This is a genomic window from Daejeonella sp., from assembly GCF_030684675.1.
Lineage (GTDB): Bacteria > Bacteroidota > Bacteroidia > Sphingobacteriales > Sphingobacteriaceae > Daejeonella.
Genome location: NZ_JAUXXZ010000005.1, coordinates 1 through 18628, shown reverse-complemented (window position 1 = coordinate 18628; position 18628 = coordinate 1). Strand labels below are relative to the sequence as shown.

At 39.6% G+C, this 18628-nt stretch carries 17 protein-coding genes and 1 tRNA gene; 9 read left to right on the top strand and 9 right to left on the bottom strand.

Features of this window, described 5'->3' with window-relative positions:
• Positions 1–262: 262 nt before the first annotated feature.
• Entirely contained in the window at positions 263–2089 is a 1827-nt protein-coding gene (locus Q8M41_RS00420) for a DNA polymerase III subunit gamma/tau (protein WP_305363254.1), read from the bottom strand.
• A 529-nt stretch (positions 2090–2618) separates the two neighbouring features.
• Between Q8M41_RS00420 and rpsF the strand changes: the two genes are divergently transcribed.
• From rpsF to mtgA, 4 genes are all read left to right on the top strand, one after another.
• Complete coding sequence (gene rpsF, locus Q8M41_RS00415) at positions 2619–2987, top strand: 30S ribosomal protein S6 (RefSeq protein ID WP_305363253.1); 369 nt, start codon at positions 2619–2621, stop codon at positions 2985–2987.
• A complete protein-coding gene (rpsR, locus tag Q8M41_RS00410) occupies positions 2987–3250 on the top strand; it encodes a 30S ribosomal protein S18 (RefSeq protein ID WP_305363252.1) in 264 nt (87 codons plus the stop codon). Before rpsF ends, rpsR begins: the two co-directional genes overlap by 1 nt.
• 16 nt (positions 3251–3266) lie before the next feature.
• Entirely contained in the window at positions 3267–3710 is a 444-nt protein-coding gene (rplI, locus tag Q8M41_RS00405) for a 50S ribosomal protein L9 (RefSeq protein WP_305363251.1), read from the top strand.
• A gap of 127 nt (positions 3711–3837) precedes the next feature.
• Positions 3838–4524, top strand: coding sequence for a monofunctional biosynthetic peptidoglycan transglycosylase (gene mtgA / locus Q8M41_RS00400; RefSeq protein ID WP_305363250.1), 687 nt, complete (start codon positions 3838–3840; stop codon positions 4522–4524).
• Positions 4525–4653: 129 nt separating this feature from the next.
• On the opposite strand, the gene Q8M41_RS00395 is transcribed toward mtgA, so the two are convergent.
• Positions 4654–5127, bottom strand: coding sequence for an ABC transporter ATPase (locus Q8M41_RS00395; protein ID WP_305363249.1), 474 nt, complete (start codon positions 5125–5127; stop codon positions 4654–4656).
• Between the two features lie 203 nt (positions 5128–5330).
• On the opposite strand from Q8M41_RS00395, the gene Q8M41_RS00390 reads away from it, so the two are divergent.
• Positions 5331–6086, top strand: a complete 756-nt coding sequence (locus tag Q8M41_RS00390; RefSeq protein ID WP_305363248.1) for a DUF3575 domain-containing protein — start codon at positions 5331–5333, stop codon at positions 6084–6086.
• An 84-nt stretch (positions 6087–6170) separates the two neighbouring features.
• Positions 6171–6671: a hypothetical protein gene (locus tag Q8M41_RS00385; protein WP_305363247.1), complete on the top strand. Its 501-nt coding sequence runs from the start codon at positions 6171–6173 to the stop codon at positions 6669–6671.
• Positions 6672–6871: 200 nt separating this feature from the next.
• On the opposite strand, the gene Q8M41_RS00380 is transcribed toward Q8M41_RS00385, so the two are convergent.
• The 4 genes from Q8M41_RS00380 to Q8M41_RS00365 all read right to left on the bottom strand — a co-directional run bounded on the left by Q8M41_RS00380 (position 6872) and on the right by Q8M41_RS00365 (position 13148).
• Positions 6872–7663, bottom strand: coding sequence for a (Fe-S)-binding protein (locus Q8M41_RS00380; RefSeq protein WP_305363246.1), 792 nt, complete (start codon positions 7661–7663; stop codon positions 6872–6874).
• 183 nt (positions 7664–7846) lie between these two features.
• On the bottom strand, positions 7847–9148 hold the full coding sequence (locus Q8M41_RS00375; RefSeq protein WP_305363245.1) for a (Fe-S)-binding protein: 1302 nt from the start codon (positions 9146–9148) through the stop codon (positions 7847–7849).
• An 833-nt stretch (positions 9149–9981) separates the two neighbouring features.
• Positions 9982–12156: a DUF5916 domain-containing protein gene (locus tag Q8M41_RS00370; RefSeq protein ID WP_305363244.1), complete on the bottom strand. Its 2175-nt coding sequence runs from the start codon at positions 12154–12156 to the stop codon at positions 9982–9984.
• A 110-nt stretch (positions 12157–12266) separates the two neighbouring features.
• A complete protein-coding gene (locus tag Q8M41_RS00365) occupies positions 12267–13148 on the bottom strand; it encodes a bestrophin family protein (RefSeq protein ID WP_305363243.1) in 882 nt (293 codons plus the stop codon).
• Between the two features lie 234 nt (positions 13149–13382).
• On the opposite strand from Q8M41_RS00365, the gene yiaK reads away from it, so the two are divergent.
• Entirely contained in the window at positions 13383–14366 is a 984-nt protein-coding gene (gene yiaK, locus Q8M41_RS00360; RefSeq protein ID WP_305363242.1) for a 3-dehydro-L-gulonate 2-dehydrogenase, read from the top strand.
• Between the two features lie 302 nt (positions 14367–14668).
• On the opposite strand, the gene Q8M41_RS00355 is transcribed toward yiaK, so the two are convergent.
• Positions 14669–15481, bottom strand: a complete 813-nt coding sequence (locus Q8M41_RS00355) for a ZIP family metal transporter (protein ID WP_305363241.1) — start codon at positions 15479–15481, stop codon at positions 14669–14671.
• 447 nt (positions 15482–15928) lie between these two features.
• On the opposite strand from Q8M41_RS00355, the gene Q8M41_RS00350 reads away from it, so the two are divergent.
• Positions 15929–16948: a type I restriction enzyme HsdR N-terminal domain-containing protein gene (locus Q8M41_RS00350; protein ID WP_305363240.1), complete on the top strand. Its 1020-nt coding sequence runs from the start codon at positions 15929–15931 to the stop codon at positions 16946–16948.
• Positions 16949–17150: 202 nt separating this feature from the next.
• Positions 17151–17223 (top strand) — tRNA-Phe (locus tag Q8M41_RS00345).
• Positions 17224–17423: 200 nt separating this feature from the next.
• Here Q8M41_RS00345 and Q8M41_RS00340 read toward each other — a convergent pair.
• Together Q8M41_RS00340 and Q8M41_RS00335 are read right to left on the bottom strand one after the other, a co-directional pair.
• Positions 17424–17789, bottom strand: coding sequence for a hypothetical protein (locus Q8M41_RS00340; RefSeq protein ID WP_305363239.1), 366 nt, complete (start codon positions 17787–17789; stop codon positions 17424–17426).
• 79 nt (positions 17790–17868) lie between these two features.
• Entirely contained in the window at positions 17869–18285 is a 417-nt protein-coding gene (locus Q8M41_RS00335) for a GNAT family N-acetyltransferase (RefSeq protein WP_305363238.1), read from the bottom strand.
• Between the last annotated feature and the right edge of the window lie 343 nt (positions 18286–18628).

Below are 18628 nucleotides of genomic sequence, written 5' to 3'. Positions count from 1 at the left end.
GAAAACTTACATATCCTGATATCCCCCAAAAGCAGCGATCGCTTTTTTTTGATGTGTGGGGGAATTGTGGCCAAGGCACCTAGGGATTGAAGAAGGCTTTTGTTTCTTTTGGCCCTCAAAAGAAATTGGCCTTCCCGGCTATAGAGGGAGGCAAGGTGAAAGCGGGGTCTCTAATTTAAAAATTAGCTAAAATATCCATATTAAAAACCTTTACTATGGATGATAAAATAATTGGCACTCATGAAAATCCTAATCAGCAAGATCAATAATCCAGATCGAGATTAAATCGCTTTCTGAATTCCTCGAGATTCGGGTTCTTTTCAAGCATGTGCTGGTATTTTTCATTGGAGGTGTACAAACGTTTTTTCTGAAGTTGTTCCAATAGTTTTGTTTGAAGGTCTATACTAAAGTTCTTAAGTTCTGTCCTAAGGAAATTCAGCAGTTCAACTTTTTCGGTGTGCAAGAGGTCTTCCTGAAGTTTGTTCTCAATATCCAGTTCAATGATATAATCTGGCAGGAGACGGGGAGGGTAGGAAGTCATGATCGTGAAGATATTGATCTTACCTTCATTCTTCATCTTAACAGCATAGGTATTCCAAAAGCGGAGTAGTGCATCTGCATTAAAGTCCACTTTACTTTCGCCGCTCAGGTATTCAGGTCTTTCGTCCTCCTTTTTGTTGTAATTCGCTTCAAGATCATTCAGATTTGGAATTAATACACTGTTTGCACTCAATGAAGGCTTCGGCATACTAACAATAGGCTTTTTTACCTCAGTTTTTGGCTCAGAACTATCTTTTTGAGGTTCAGAGACAAGAATTTCTGCAGCTAAAGTGATTTTTATCGGTTCTTCAAGAACCTGTATGGATTGTATTATTTCCTTTTCAGGGACTGGGTACTCCGGCTTGACAGAAATTTCAGGTTTTACCGAAGGATTAAGTTTTTTTTTTATTTCCCCTTCCGGTACGGAGGGCATTCCTGCGGCTGAAAGGTTGATGACCGACGGAATATGGCATAGTTTAATCAATGCCAGCTCTACCTGTAATCGCTGATTCTTACTGGTCTTATAGTTGAGATCACATTGATTACTGATATTCAGGGAAGAAATTAAAAAGGAAAGCGGGGCAATTTGCGACTGTGCCTGATATTTCTGCCTGATTCCTTCACTTACCTCCAAAAGCTTTAAGGTAGAGCTATCTCTTGTAACCAGTAAATTTCTGAAATGAGAGGCGAGACCGGTGATGAAATGATTGCCATCAAACCCATGGCTTAAAATTTCATCAAAAATAAGCAGTGAACCCGCCACATCCTCTGCAAGAATAGCATCTGTTAATTTGAAGTAATAATCATAATCCAGAATATTGAGATTATCAATAACTGCTTTGTAATTAACGTTCTTATTTGAAAAACTGACAATCTGATCAAACATGGACAAGGCATCCCGCAATCCGCCATCAGCTTTTTGCGCGATCATATGCAAACCATCCTGATCATAGCTGATGCCTTCCTTATCGGCAATTTCTGCCAGATGCTGAGCCATATCCTCAATCCGGATACGGTTAAAATCGAATATCTGACAGCGTGATAAGATCGTAGGCAGAATTTTATGTTTCTCTGTAGTTGCTAAAATAAAGATTGCATAGGGAGGAGGCTCTTCCAGTGTTTTCAGAAAGGCATTAAAAGCCTGTTGCGATAGCATATGGACCTCATCAATGATATAGACCTTGTATTTTCCAGCCTGAGGCGGGATGCGAACCTGTTCAATCAGATTTCGAATATCCTCCACCGAATTGTTGGAAGCAGCATCCAGCTCATGAAAATTGAAGGAGTTGCCGTTCTGAAAAGAGATACAGGAATTACATTCCCCGCAGGCTTCGGCATCAATTGTTAAATTCTGGCAATTGATGGTCTTGGCAAGGATCCGGGCACAAGTAGTTTTACCAACTCCCCTTGGTCCGCAGAAAAGAAATGCCTGGGCCAGCTGATTATTTTTGATGGCATTTTTCAGGGTGCCAGTTATATGTTGCTGACCAACAACAGTTTGGAAGGTTGCTGGTCTGTACTTTCTGGCTGATACTACGAAATTATCCATCGGGACTAAATTAGAAAGAGGAATGGGTTAAACCAAACTTAGATCAAGTTTTTTCTTCACAGTTTCAGTCCAAAAAAAACTTAACCGAAGTTCTTCATTATATTGAATCAGTGTTTATAGATCTAAAGGTCGCCTGTGATTATTCCGGCCTTGATTCCTTTTAAAAAAATACCCGATATTGGGTATGGCACCATATTTGGTTATGTCGGATATTTGAGCAAGAATATAAATATGAAATCATTTAATAATTTTATAAAATTTACCGTTGGGTTTATTGCTTATGTAATAAGAAGTAATACAAGGTAGTTCTCAGGGCTATTAACTCTTTTTACCTTTCTCAGGCCATTTTCTTAATTTTCTTAGAAATTTGGATCTCCTTATTATTAGGAATTGGAACCCTCCATGTTTTCTTATCGGAATCTCTTAAAACCATTTGATAAATAGAAAATTATGTCTATTTTTGCAACCCGCTTTAAACCCTGATTTACAGGGTTTGGAGTTTAATAAATTAAAAAAACAAATAGCAACAATGCAACAGTACGAAACAGTGATCATTCTGACCCCGTTGTTATCTGAAGAAGCAGTGAAAGAGGTATTAACCAAATTCAACAAGCTTATGACTGATAACGGAGCCGAAATTGTCCATGAAGACAATTGGGGTTTGAAAAAACTAGCGTATCCGATTCAAAAGAAGACAACAGGATACTATCACCTAACTACATTCAAAGCTCCGGGTGAGTTTATTAACAAACTTGAAGTTGAATACAAGCGCGACGAACGCATTATGCGTTTTCTGACTGTATCTCTGGATAAGCATGCACTTGCTTTCAGTGAGAAGAAGCGTAGCGGAGCTTTCAACAAAAACAAGGAAACTAAAACTGAGGAGGTAGCGAAATAATGGCAAAAGATACAATCCAATACGTTACCGCTCCAAAGGTTGACGAGAGCCGTAAAAAATATTGCCGTTTCAGAAAGAACGGTATTAAATACATCGATTACAAAGACGCAAACTTTTTGTTAAAGTTCATCAATGATCAGGGTAAGGTTTTACCACGTCGTTTGACCGGAACTTCACTGAAATTTCAGCGTAAAGTAGCTCAGGCTGTTAAGCGTGCGCGTCATATCGGTTTATTACCTTATGTTACTGATTCATTAAAATAAGAGGGAGATAAGCGAAATGGAACTAATTTTAAAACAAGACATCAAGAATCTCGGAGAGAAAGATGATGTTGTGAATGTGAAGCCGGGTTTTGGACGTAACTACCTTATTCCAAAGGGTTATGCCACACTGGCGACTGAGTCAGCAAAAAAAGTATTGGCTGAAAATTTGAAGCAAGCTGCTTTTAAGCAGGATAAAATCAAAAAGGATGCAGATGCAATTGCTGCCAGACTAGAAGGTGTTAAACTTTCTATTGGTGCAAAAGCTGGTGAAAGTGGTAAGATCTTCGGATCTGTTAACACGATCCAGATTGCAGATGCTTTGAAGAAAGAAGGCTTTGACGTTGACCGTCGTCGCATCACTTTCGATATTGAGCCTAAATTTGTAGGTGAGTATACTGCAAACCTTAACCTGCACAAAGAGGTTAAAGTTAAAGTGCCTTTTGAAGTTATTGCTGAGTAATTTCCTTTTTCCGTTTTAATTGCGGAAAGAAATCAGGAAAAAATTATATTTTTATTGCCTTCTGAATTTTCAGAAGGCAATTTTTTTTAATGATAATTTAGAAATATAATCTCCTGTATTTTAAAACTTGAATACTTTCAAAATAATCATTGGTCTAATTCAAAAAGCGATCTTTTGGTTCCTTGCTATCTCATTAGTATGGGTACTCAGCTACCGGTTCATCAACCCACCTCTTACTTTTCTAATGTTGCAGCGTGCTATTGAACGTAAGATTGATGGTAAAGACCTGAAAATTGATAAATCCTGGATACGTATAGAAGATATTTCAACTAATTTGAAGAGAGCAGCCATTGCCGGTGAAGATGTTAATTTTCTGAATCACAAAGGATTTGATTTCAAGGCGATGGAGACCGCATTTGAGAAAAATAAAAAGGGTAAAAGAATCAGGGGAGGTAGCACGATCAGTCAGCAGACAGCTAAAAATGTTTTTCTTTGGCCCGGAAAATCTTATATCCGTAAAGCCTTTGAAGCGTATTTTACCGTTCTCATTGAACTATTATGGGGCAAAGAGCGCATTCTGGAAGTTTATCTGAATGTGATCGAAATGGGTGATGGTATTTACGGTGCAGAAGCTGCTGTACAGAATTACTGGGGGAAATCAGCAAGCAGCATGAGTAAGTCACAGGCAGCTCTACTTGTTGCGGTATTACCCAACCCTTTGCGCTGGAGTCCTGCAAGGCCAACCCGATTTGTTTATTATAAGCAGGGATTGATTTTGAGGAATATGCGGGGTTTGAAGAAATTGCCCTTCTAAAGATTGAATCTTTGCCTGCCCTGAACTTCTAGATCCCGTTATCTGTTATCAGTTATCTGGTGCCAGTAAAGGGTACTAAATTTCAAATGAAGCACCTGATGTCTTGGCTCCTGGTTCTTGACTCCTGGTTCAAAAAGAAAATACCTTAGCATGCCAGCTATCCGCCAATGGGATATTCCATGAGGTTTCCAGCTCTTTCCGGCGACTAATCAGATTATTGAAAACCAAAGTCTTACCATCCACAATTCCCTTTTTGATCCGCTCTTCAAACTCTTCCCGGCTGCAATTGATAATGTCTTCGCCTGATTTGTACGCCATTCTGAAACGGTCGAACAGATTGATGTTGAATTTAGATTCCAGTTCTTTCATCAGATGAACTGATTTGTCAATGCTACATCCGGTAGCACCTGCAATTTGCTCATCAACCGAAAGCGCGATAAACTGATGATGATAGATCTCAGCCAGTGCAGCCAGCGCATGTCCGTGTGCCTGCCATTCTGTAGTAAAATCGTTCAATATCTTCTGTATCGCCTGCTCTTCCTCATTTGTGAAGGGACGGTCGGACTGATATATCCAAACCCTGGAATTTTCTGAAATATTCATACTGTAAAATTACGAATTCGTGGTATACCACAGACCTTTATCTTGCAGGTTTACAAAATCATGATCAAAATACCCAATTTCAGGTATTTACTTTCAAATGCTGATTAGATATTTTCGGGAACTGATTTCAAATCGTTTTTAAATTCAATTTATGTCCTTATTTTTATACAGTAAAATATAAACGCTCACAAAAAAAGCAAATTATGAAAAAATTATTTTTTTTGCTCGCAGTCCTAATTGGTGCTTCCTCCGCCTTTTCACAGGATAAAGATTCAGTGGAAAGCAGGAATGTAGGTACAGATTCCGGAAACAGTATTCTAAAATTGAATCTTCTTTCATTACCATTGCGAAATTTCTCTCTTGCCTATGAGTATAAGATAGGCCGGAAAGTAACTGCCGGATTGGGGATCCGTATTATGCCAAAGGGAGGCCTTCCAATGCGTAATGCAATTTCCAATGCAATAGATGATCCTGAAGCTGACAGACAACTGGATAATTTTAAAACCGGGAACGTGGCATTCACACCTGAAATTCGATTTTACATGGGAAAACAGGCTATGCGAGGTTTTTATCTTGCTCCATTTGCCCGTATCAGCAGTTATACAGCAGAAATGCCATTTGAATTTGATGTCAATGGCGTGAATCAAACTATGCCTCTCAGTGGAAAACTGAATACCTTTACTGGTGGTTTATTACTAGGTGCGCAATGGAAGCTGGGAGGAAAAGTATATCTCGACTGGTGGATGCTTGGACCACAATATGGTTCTTCAAATGGATTGCTGGACGGTAAAAAAACACTGAATGCACAGGAACAAACAGAGTTAAGAAACGAACTGCAGAATCTTGAAATTCCATTTGCAGAAACTACAACAACGGTTGATGCCAATGGTGCCAGATTAGATATCAAAGGTCCATGGGCCGGTTTGAGAGCCGGTTTATGCCTTGGAATCCGCTTCTAATCAGTTTTTATTCATAGAAATGCCGGATTTTTCTTAAAATCCGGCATTTCTTTTTAATTTAAACATGAATTTGCTTTCTTGTTCATGTTTACTGGGTTTAAAAGTAGTTTAAAGAGGGTTTATCTTCCCCTTATTCTTGCAGGATTGTTCATGGTTTTTGGCAGTGCCACCGCAGGAGCTGACGAAGAGCTGCATCAACTTGCACTACGTACTCAGGTAAAACTAAACACCCTCCATAATGCTGAATCAGAATCCATAAAGATCAGGCAATTTGAGTTGCTTTTGAACGAAGAAGGTTTTCTGAGATACCGCCGGACCTATACTAATGGTAAGCAGGAATATTATTCTTTCAATCTGATGCGCATCAAAGCCATTGATTACCTCGGGAACACCTCATCAGGAGATCTGTCAATTCAAACGCAGGAAGATGATATAATTGTGCAAACATTTAATGATCGCAGTGGTAATGTTGATTCGATGGCTACCCATTTTCGCCTTCCATTGAGCAGTGTTGAGGCTGAAGATCTTGCAGCCCTCCATAATGATCTGCTCGAAATAAAGCGGCTCCTGGACCGGAATAAGTGAGGGAAACCCTGAAATTATTTTTGAATTATACCCCTTTATAGGTATTTCTATTCTGGTTGGGGAACTGTAAATTCGTTTGCTTTAAACTCTAATCAGATTTAATACCTTAAAAAGCGATTATTAAGGATTGGATTGGTTAACTTTTATTAATTGGAAGGTACTTTCGTGATTGAAAGTACCTTTTTTATTATATCCGAAGTTTAAAGCCCGTTTGCTCTTGCGGTAATTTCGGCAATATCCAGCACTTTGACTTCCTGCTCTTTATTATAGTTCTTTACCCCATCACTCAGCATAGTCATGCAAAAAGGGCAGGAGGATGCCACTATATTAGGATTCAGCGCCAATGCTTCGTCGATTCGTTCAATATTGATATCTTTTTTCCCTTTTTCTGGTTCTTTAAACATTTGAGCACCACCGGCACCGCAGCAGAGTCCGTTTGATTTACAGCGTTTCATTTCTACCAGATCGGCATCCAGAATTTCAAGAGCCTTTCGGGGAGCCTCATATACATTATTGGCTCTGCCCAGATAGCAGGGGTCGTGGAAGGTGATTTTTTTTCCTTTGAACGACTCTCCTCCTTCGGCTTTCAATTTGCTTTCATCAATCAGTTGTTGTATAAGTTGAGAATGGTGGATCACCTCATAATTGCCGCCCAATCCAGGGTATTCATTTCTCAGGGTGTTAAAACAATGCGGACAGCCTGTTACTATCTTTTTGATATTATATCCATCCAACACCTGGATATTGCTCATCGCCTGCATCTGAAAAAGAAATTCATTTCCCGCACGTTTTGCCGGATCTCCGGTGCAGCTTTCTTCAGTACCAAGAACCGCAAATTTAATTCCTACATGTTGCAAGATTTTGCAGATATCACGTGTGATCTTCTGTGCCCGTTCATCAAAGCTTCCTGCACATCCAACCCAGAATAAGATCTCCGGACTTTCACCCTTTGCAGCCAATTCGGCCATTGTTGGAACTGTTAGTTTGTCCATATGTAATAATTTGTCGATTATTCGATTATTTGATTTGTCAATTATTCGATTTGTCTATTTGTCAATGCAGTCGAGAATAAGAGGAAATTGTTATTAAAATCATGATTCGGTCGTTTAATATTAATATCAACTTATTCTGATTACATTTTAATCAATTGACAAATTGACAAATCAACAAATTGTCTAATCATTTTCCACCCAATTCAACCTATCCACCGCCGCATATTTCCATGGCGCACCATTATTCTCTACATTTCCGAACATGGCATTGATACTCGCCGGAGCCTGTGATTCTTCCATCACGGCAAATCTTCTTAATTCAACGATAATGGATAGTGGGTCAATATTTACCGGACAGGCATCAGTACAGGCATTGCAGGTGGTACAGGCCCAGATTTCTTCTCTCGAAATATAGCTATCCAATAAGAATTTACCATCCTGATGATCCTTGCCGTGCTTATCGATATTTTTTCCCATTTCTTCCATCCGATCGCGGGTATCCATCATAATCTTGCGCGGAGAAAGCAGCTTTCCTGTGATATTCGCCGGGCAAACTGAGGTACACCTTCCGCATTCGGTACAGGTATAAGCATCCATTAAATTTTTCCAGCTCAGGTCGCCGATATCTTTTGCACCGAAACGCCCGCCTTCAGGTACCGGCTCAGGAGTATACGTCGGATCCAGCATTGCTTTAACCTCATTGCTGACCGATGCCATATTCGTGAATTCACCCTTAGGCTTCAGATTCGAAAAATAAGTATTCGGGAAAGCCAGAATGATATGGAAATGCTTGGAATAGGGCAGGTAGTTCAAAAAGGCAAAAATTCCGATGATATGGAACCACCAGCAGGATCGTTCAATAGCAATCAATGCCGTTTCTGAATCGGGCAGGAGTGGAACAAGAAAACTGCTGACAGGAAAGGATCCGGCACTGATATAATGCAAAGTACCTAATTGCTGAAGTTTATAATCTGCCGCATTCATGGTTAAAAATGCACTCATCAGCAAAACCTCCACGATCAGGATAATGTTTGCATCTGACCGGGGCCATGTGCCCATTTCTGTGCCACTAAAACGTTTGATATGAACAATATTCCTTCGTGCGAAGAAAACGATGACCCCGATCAAAACCAATGTTGCCAGTACTTCGAAAGAGGCGATCAAAACATTGTAAAGTCCGCCCAGGGGTTCTGCAAAAATGCGGTGTGTGCCAAAAAGCCCATCGATGATGATCTCGAGTACCTCGAGATTTATAATTACAAAGCCGATGTAAACAAAGAGATGCAGGACAAAAGCTACCGGACGTTTAGCCATTTTCGACTGACCGAAAGCGACCTTCAGCATGATAGCCAGACGCTCGGATGGCCGGTCAGAACGATCAAGAGGTCTGCCCAGATTAATATTCCGGATGATCTTGCGCACATTCAGACTGAAAAGTGCGATAGCTGCTGCTGCAATAATCAGAAAAAGGATTTGTAGAACCATATGGTTATAGGTTAATACGTAAAAATAAGTATTATCCTTCAAATCAATTACTATGCAAGCATAATATTTATTTTTTATTTGCTCAATTCTTATGCTTTGTGCTCCATTATCGGTTTACTGAATGCCCACAGATATTTTCATGTTATTTATCAGATGTAAACGGGATGTCATCAAGAATCAACCGAACTAATACCGCTCATGGTCGCGGGGGCCTAGTCCTTTTTCTCCAGGAAAAAAGGACCATGCCGAGGAGGAACGACGAGACCATGAGTACCTTAATTAACAATATACAAACAGCGAATAAACCCCGCCGCTGTCCCGAAAGTTCGGGACTGCTTCGAAAGTCAGTACTGAGGCTTGGCTTGTCTCTACCGCACCATCCGCCTTGGGCGGAGGAAAAAAAGTGAACGGGGAGATACTACTTAGGCCAGATGACATTCCAATACCCACTGGCATTTGCCTTAAGCTAGATATGATGATAGGAAGCATAATTAGGATTCTAATTTCACCAATACGTAAATTTCAACACCAGGGCACGGTTCCGTATTGCAAATGGTCCTTTTGCCGGGCTGCCGTCCCAATGAAAAACAGCACCGGGTAAAATAAACCTTGCCGGAGGATGTAGCTTCCGGCTATTCGTAATTTGAAATAAAACGCGATTTCTTGCCGGAACTACATTGGAGGAAAGGGCTGAACTAGCCTATAACACACAGGCATTGATTTTCAAAATCAAATTAATTAGCTCCAGAGAATATCTGAAAAATTATATGCTATCTATTAACATTCCTTACATCCAACTCAGGTAATGAGTATTTCAGATGAAGCTTATTATTCTAATTCCACCAATAGGTGAACTTCAGCACAAGGGCTCGATTCCGAATGGCAAAAGGAGAAGGGTAATAATTGTCAGTAAAAACCAGGAAAAGATCACTTGCCGGTTTATACCGCCATTGAAGTCGCGTATTGATATTCAGGTTTTTCTGTTGGTTATTATACTGAATGAAGGTGGTAAAAAACAGTTTATTACTAAAAGTAACATCAGTCCTTGGACCAACAAGCCAGAAATTGGTTGTTCCCCAGGGTTGAGGCAAAACAATGTGATTATAGCTGGTGCTCATCGCAATATTTACATAAGGCTGAAAGCGGTAGCCAAGATCTGCCGATAGATTTAACCGGTTTCCATCAGCAAAATAGCCACCATATTGACCTGAAAAGGAGTAGGTATATAGTTTTTGTGGCTTGGAGAAGTAATTAGCTCCCCAGGTATTCCACATATGCTCGGTTCCGGTACTTAAATTACCTTTTCCTGTATTTACAGGGTCAAAAGGTCTGAGCAGACGGATGAAATTATCTGAGGTCCAAACTTCAAATGTGCTCTGGTTCCGGTGAGTGAATTTATAGTTGAATGAAGTTTCATTATCTGTCTGATTGAAAGACTTGTTAAAATAGAGTGTTGAGCTCACAATCGGCCCGTGGTTCAATATTTTACCTCCTTTCGGGAAGAACTGATAACTGAGTTTTGGATTCAGTTTGATGTAATTAATACGGGGTACATAACCAACTTCTGCGGTATAATTTTCGCCTACATATTCATGCTGCCAGCTTAGGAGCCATTTTTTGCTGCTGTATTGCAGGTTGGCGGCATGCACCAGGTCATCACTGTTCTTTACCGGACTGAATGATTTGACGAACATCGATTTTCCTGTCCAGAGGTTATTCGTCGAAGCAAGATTGTATTCCAGTCCGATATTCCGGTTAAAAGCATTGTAGACCGGTTTCCCGGGATGTTGTGCCGGATCATAATTAAGAGATTGTTTATTTACAAACATAAAGCGGATGTTGGACCGCGAGAATACCCTTCGCTGCAAGGCAAGAACCGCGAAATTCTGAGTCGGAAGGCCTGTATCATCCATGCTCTTGGTCTGCATATCCATTGCTCCGATACGCCATTTCTTATTCAGACTACCGCTCAGGCGAGCCCCAAATTCAATGGGTACACCCAGTCCGATTCTTCGCGAAAAGAATGGCCTTATTGTAGAATAGCCGAAATTTGCAAAGAGATCTGCATTTTCGAGAAAGAATTGCCGGCGTTCAGGGAAAAAGAGTTCGAAACGATCCAGGTTAGTGACTTGTTTATCGACTTCAATCTGTGAAAAATCAGGGTTTACTGTCAGATCCAGATTTAAAGATGAAGTGATCCCGATCTTGGCATCAGCACCAATATCCCGTTTAAATTTAGTACTGGTATTGTTCTCATAATCCTTGGTAAATCCTCCTAAAACATAAGGAATTACAGAGATATTGGTTCCGGCTTCAGGCGGTGGATTATCCCAGATCAGATTTCCGGTATAGGCCAGCGAGGCCACATTAAACTGTCTTGGAATTTTTGCCCAGGCCGATTTTTCAGGAGCCTTGATATCCAGTCGGCTGAAATTGATTCCCCAGGTTTGAATACCTTTTTTATAACGGATTGATTTAAAGGGTATAGCAGCCTCAAAAACCCAGCGATCCGCATAATGCTTCACTTCCGAGTACCATTTATTGTCCCAGCTCAGGTCGTAGCCATTGCTATTGAATATAAGTCCGTCCCATTGCGCACCTGCCGCATTCACACCAAAGGTAAATCCATTGGTCTGGTCGTCGAAGGGATCTACAATAAGCAGAAAATTATCATTTTTGGTGTAGGCAAAATCCCTCCTCAGCGATTCAACCGCATAATTTGTATTCGGCTTGGGTTCGTAGCAAATGGCTGAAATATACAGGTTATGCTGATCGTAGGTCATGCGGACAGTGGTTCTGACCTTTGCATAGCTGGTGTCCATCGGACTAACCATGAAAAAATTAGCAGCCGAATCCCGTACATTCCATGCTTCCTCATCAATAAATCCATCGATTACAATAGGGAGTTTTGTTTCAGAAATATGAAGTTTGTAGGCGCTATTTATTTTTTGAGAATAAAGTCTGGTGCCGGAAAGAATACAAAGTATAAACAGGAATAAATATCTCAAAACAACAAATAGTAAAGCTGTGAAATCCCTCTGGGATCGGGTTTAAAATTAACAAAAAAGAGCAAATACCTGATGATATTTAATTACATAAAATCAATTAATTCCGCTATTTAGTGTATTATTTCTGTAACATGTTTTCTGATATTTTCGCCTATTTTATCGATGGGGAGATCGTCAGGATCAATCCCAAATGGGTCTTCTATGGATTCGGCAATCAGTTCCAGGGAAGCCATAACATAAAAGATAAAGGGAACTGCAGCAATGACAAAATAGCCCATGGAAAATACGAAACCCACCGGAAGTGTAAGCACATAAATGAAGATGAATTTCTTAATAAATGAGCTATAAGACATCGGTATGGGTGTATTTTTGATCCGTTCGCATGCCCCGCAAACATCGGTCAGGGCATTCAGTTCTGTATTGATTACAATCAGCTGATCGCCACTGATAACCCTTTCCTGATACAGATTATTGCTGCGGATAAAGATCATCGAGGCAACCTGATTGGGGCCATGTTTCTGCACATCGAGCGTTTCAAATTCGGGATGCTCAATCTCATCCAGCATGAACCGGGTTTTGTTTGAGCGAAGATGATCAAATAAGGTATCGGCAAATAAAGGAATTGCTTTTTTATAGAAACTGCGGTTCACCCGGTCATCAGGCTTAAGAAATGCGTTCATCTTTATGGCGAGCATCCGGCTTACATTGGTCAGTGTTCCCCATTGTTTACGGGCTTCCCACCAGCGATCGTATGCCGTATTTGTGCGGAATACCAATAAAATAGACATTACAAAACCTAATAAATTATGGACAATGGTGATATTTTTTACCCAGCTAACATCCGAAAGCTTGATGTACTCCAGTTCCAGATAAGCAATACCTGCAGAATATGCAGCCAGAGCTAGTATAAGCGGAAACAGCTTGCGCGCCGTATCAGATTTATGAAGATAAAAGGTTGCATAGAACCAGTCTTTTGGATTGTAAACGATCATAAGGCAAAATAAGGAAATTGTTCTGATTAACTGGGAATTTGCAATTGAGAATTGAGAGTGGAGAGTTGAGAATTGGAAACGGAGAGTGAAACAAAGCACGATGTCATCCCGACGCAGGAGGGAACTTAGCCAATGAGTTGATTATTGAGAACTGGAAATCCCCTAACCAACCAACAACTAAATATTCACAAAAAACTTGCAAATTTGCTGTAAGAGGGTTTAAATAAAGAAATTATGCTTGTTCCGTTTGCAGATCTGAAAAAGGAGTTTAAACGAGTCTTACTAAGCCTGTCATTTAAAGAGGGCAAGGCCGAATTATGTGCGGATATCTTTGCTGGAAATAGCAGGGATGGAGTGTATTCCCATGGTTTGAACCGTTTTTCTGCTTTTGTTAATACTGTAAAAGAGGGGGTAGTTGATATATACGCTGAGCCGGGCGTTGTTGATTCTCATGGTATGATTGAGATTTGGGATGGACGTTCAGGTGCGGGGATGTACAATGCAACCGTGGCGATGGGCAGGGCAATTGAACTGGCTAAAAGCAATGGGATTGGCTGTCTTGCAATGCGGAACACGAATCATTGGATGCGGGGAGGGACTTATGGCTGGCAGGCTGCTGATGCGGGATGTATCGGCATCTGTTTTACAAACACGATGGCAAATATGCCGCCCTGGGGAGGCAAAGAACCCCGTTTGGGCAATAATCCTTTGATTATTGCTGTTCCGCGTGCTGAGGGACATATTGTGCTGGATATGGCGATGTCGCAATTTTCCTATGGTAAATTACAGCAAAGCAGTTTGAAGAATGAGGAACTGCAGGTTTACGGTGGCTATGATGAGGAAGGGAATTTAACTAATGATCCTTCGGCAATAATCAGATCCAGAAGAGCATTGCCGATAGGTTATTGGAAAGGATCAGGTTTGGCTTTTGTTCTGGATGTCCTGCTTACTGCAATCAGCGGGGGAAAGTCTACCGCAGCGATTAATTCCACGGTTAAGGAATCAGCGGTATCCCAGTTTTTCCTCTGTTTGTACAAGAGCGATTACAATCAAATGCTTATTGAAGAAATCATTCGATATACAAAATCGAGTACTCCGGTAGAACCCGGCGGGCGTATCAGCTATCCCGGAGAAAATACCCTGGCAACCCGCCGCTTTAATGAAAAGCATGGTATTCCGGTAGATGAGCGGATATGGGAAGAGCTTTTGAAAATGTAATAAAGGGTATAACCCAAAGCATTGTCCCAGTTACCAGACTCATGAAACAAAATTCGATCTAAAATCACTGAGTTCCCTCAGCTGCTGAAGGGCAGCTATCGGGATGACAGTGCTTTTTGTACGCCATTTCTTAATAGCAGCATTCCAGCCTGTCATCCTGAACGCAGTGAAGGAACTTCGCTGTTTTAACTCCAAATTATGGCCTGAATTATTGATTTCAAATGGCTGTATCCTTAAATATTTTGCAACATGTCATGGGTAGAGTAAAAATCTGTAAACTTCTAAAGGATAATGAGGGAAATCTATCCCAAAGCAACATCCAGCAGCATCATTAATGCAAATCCAATCATCACTCCGATAGTTGAAAGATCGGTCTCACCGCCTGATTGGGATTCAGGTATCAATTCTTCAACAACAACAAAGATCATCGCACCGGCTGCAAAAGATAAGGCATAAGGGAGTAGTGGAGTGATTGTAACTACCAGATAGGCTCCAAGGACACCAGCCAGTGGTTCTACCATTCCTGATAATTGTCCGTAGAAAAATGCTTTCCTCCTTGACAAGCCTTCCCTCCTTAATGGTACCGAAACCGCAGTGCCTTCAGGGAAATTCTGCAAGCCAATGCCAATTGCCAGAACCACGGCGCCCGAAAGTACACCCAAGTCCGGATTATTGGTTAAAGCTCCGAAGGCAACTCCAATGGCTAGTCCCTCGGGGATATTATGCAGTGTAATTGCCAGTACTAATAAAATACTCCTGTCCCAGGAGGTTTTAATTCCTTCCGACTTATCGATGGATAATCTGGAATGTAAGTGCGGCAATATTTTATCAATCAGCAGGATAAATGCACCGCCTGCTAAAAAACCGGTAACAGCAGGTAGCCAGGGGTATTGTGAATCCTTCTCCATTTCTATTGCAGGAGCCAGGAGCGACCAGTAACTGGCGGCAATCATAACACCAGCAGCAAAGCCCAGCATTAAGTTCAAAACTCTCCTGTTTATTGTTTTGAAGAAAAAGACTAAGGATGCTCCCAGAGCAGTAATTCCCCAGGTAAAAAGCGTGGCCATAAAGGCTAAAAATATGGGGTTATACTCAAGTAACCAGCTGATATTCATTCGTAATGCTACACAATTTTAATGTGAAAATATAAAAGGAAACTGAGGTTTTAAATAAAAAAATCTAGTGTGGGCATTCCTGTTCGTAGTTTAGGAAAAAGCTCAGTAGACGCAGATGTGGATTAGAAAATTAGCAAATTAGAAAATTAGCAAATTGGAATCCTTCTTTACATTATGAAATATTTCTTTAAGCAGAATTGATGGTTATTTTAGGGTATTTTTCATTCACCGTCATCTCGAGCGAAAAGGATTTTCAGTTCAATGGGACTTTGATCGCGAGGAGAGATCTGTTTAGTTGGCAGTTGACAGTTGAGAATGCATTAAATCCTTGTGTCGCTGGTTCGTCCTGATAGCTATCGGAACCAGTTGGTACTACCTTGAAATTGAAGTCCTTACTTAATATAAATTACTATATTTAATTAAGCTGCAAATTAAACTTATTTCAATATGGTTAACAAAAAACAACTCGTCTCCTATATAAAGAAGGAATTAAGCAAATTTCAGGCACTAGCTATTGGAGAACAAAAGTGTTCAAATGAAGCTCAGACCCGTAGTTATTTAATTGAGCCATTTTTGGAAATATTGGGCTATAACAGATTGAAGGATTTGGTCACTGAGCATTCAGCTGATTTTGGCGATAGAGATATTAATCGTGTTGATTATGCAATTTGTATTAATTCGAAACAGCCTGTTATGGTAATTGAATGTAAGAGATTTGGGAAAAAGCTGAATGATAAAGATGCAGGACAATTAAATAATTATTTTGTTAATACATCCTCCGCCAAGGTTGGAATTCTTACAAACGGTATTGAATATAGATTCTATGCCTCTGAAAAGAAGGATTCCATTCTTAATAAAAGCCCCTTTTATGTTTTTTATTTAAATAATTATGATGATTCTGACTATGAAATGTTATCTAAGTTTCATAGAAGTGCAATTGAAATAAAAGAATTAATTGACGAAGCCAACGAGACTCATTTTTTAAGCAAATTTGATGAAGCGCTATTTAAGGAATTAATGGCTCCTTCAGATGATTTAATTAAAGCAATTTCTTCAAGGATGGGAATTATTCGGGCAAATGATAGTATAAAAACTAAAATCAAAGATTTAATTAATTCATTTTCTTTAAAGTCCGCATTAGATAAGTTAACAATTGAAGAAACAAAGAAGGGTGGGAATAATGGAATTGTAACTACAGAAGATGAGCTTAAATATTATCACATTATCAAAACCATTTTACTTCATCATAAAAAGATACACTCTGACAGACTTTCTTATAAAGATCAAAAGAACAGTTTTATAATCGTTGTTGACGGCAATATTAGGAAGAATGTTTGTACTCTAATTTTTAATGGTAAAAAGAAGAAAATGATAATTGGGGCAAAAGAGTTTGAACTTGATAATATTGATAGTGTACTTGCACTTAAAAAGGATTTGACAGAAAGCGCACTTCAATATTTTGACTAACAGAAAGTTTTGGTAGAACTGCTTAATTTAAATTCAATCAAATGTTTAATGCTGGTGTTCAGATATTTGCGCATTGCTACCTCTGATCATGAAAACCATTATTAGATATTGGACTTAAATCCTAACAGAAATTTTCAAATATTATTTTCTTAAACGAAAAAAGACACTACATTTGCAGTCCCGAACAAAACGGGTATGGTCTGGTACCATAGCTCAGTTGGTAGAGCAAAGGACTGAAAATCCTTGTGTCGCTGGTTCGATTCCAGCTGGTACCACATCGAAACCCTCAGAGAGATCTGGGGGTTTTTTGATTTAGGATAGTCCAGAGTACCTTTTTGCTCAATATTTCTAATAGCCGTCCTATCTAACATTTGTACGCCGGTTTAACAATGGGTGATATAGAGGAATTAGTTAGTAAATTTGGTGTATTTGAGTGCTAAACTAAATAAGGGCAGATAGACTGTCTACTCAATGCTCAATTCAGTTCAGTAAAAACCGTTTGTCCTTCATGCTCAATTTTGGAGATATGAATGATCGATTTTCCGGGGTCCAAAGGTGTCCAGTGGTCCGGATATTTTAAAATAATCTCAGAGCCGGTCAATTTCGCTTGTAATTCTTTTAAATTTAATCCTCGCTGCAAGCCTCTGTTTACATAAAATTTTTGATTATTGCCACTAAGTTCAATTACTACATCCTTTACACCACTTTCATAAATTTTTAAAACAGTCCCTTTCAAAACTAAGCAGTCTTTCTCAGCAAGAATCGGTACAGGTCGCAGAGATAGTATGACAGTTATTAAGGCTATTAACCCAGCGGATATGGCAAAATACTTCCTTTTCATATTTTAATAGTTTGTGTAGTTTTAATTCTTCTCCAACTTCAGGAGCGGTAACGCTATAAACAGATGTAGTATAATATATTTACTTGCTTATTTTCTCCATCATTTCGTTAGGGTTTGATAAAGATTTAAAACCAAATTTTTGATATAATCCATGCGCATCCTTTGTACCTAATCCCCATCTCTTTATACCAGATAAATCATGATGAGACATTATTTCCTGCATCAATAATTTCCCCAGGCCTTTACCTTGGTATTCTTGAAGTATGAATACATCCAGTATCCATGCAAAGACAGCAAAGTCTGTTATTACCCTCGCGAAACCAACCTGCCTGTTTTCTTGGTCAAATATGCCAAAGCATACTGAATTCATTATTGATTTCTCTATTGTAGCCTTATTTCTGGTTTTAGCCCAGTAAGATTCGTAATTAAGAAAGTCGACTATTAAATCAATATCTAATTTAGTTTTGTCTGTCGATACATAAAAATGTTTGGTCATGTATTGTGGCTTTTTTCATCTTTTATACTCATTCTTCAATCAATTACAGAGCCGACCGATTTGAAAACAAATTCAGTCTTACTGCCGTCTTGAAGAAGATCGAATTTCAGGTCTTTATAGTTCTGCGCTACGATAACCCAACCCTTTATTTAATACCGTTCTGTGATTCTTTTAAAGAGATTACGATCTGCTGACCGTAGCGTAGCGTCTCCTATGTTTACAAAGCTTTAAATTTATGAAATTAAAGTGAGAAGGAATGAGAGCACATTAGCGTCTAAATAACTCAGGAAGTATATTGTCGTAGAGAAATAGCCTCATTCCTTTTATCTCTTAGAGTTTGAAC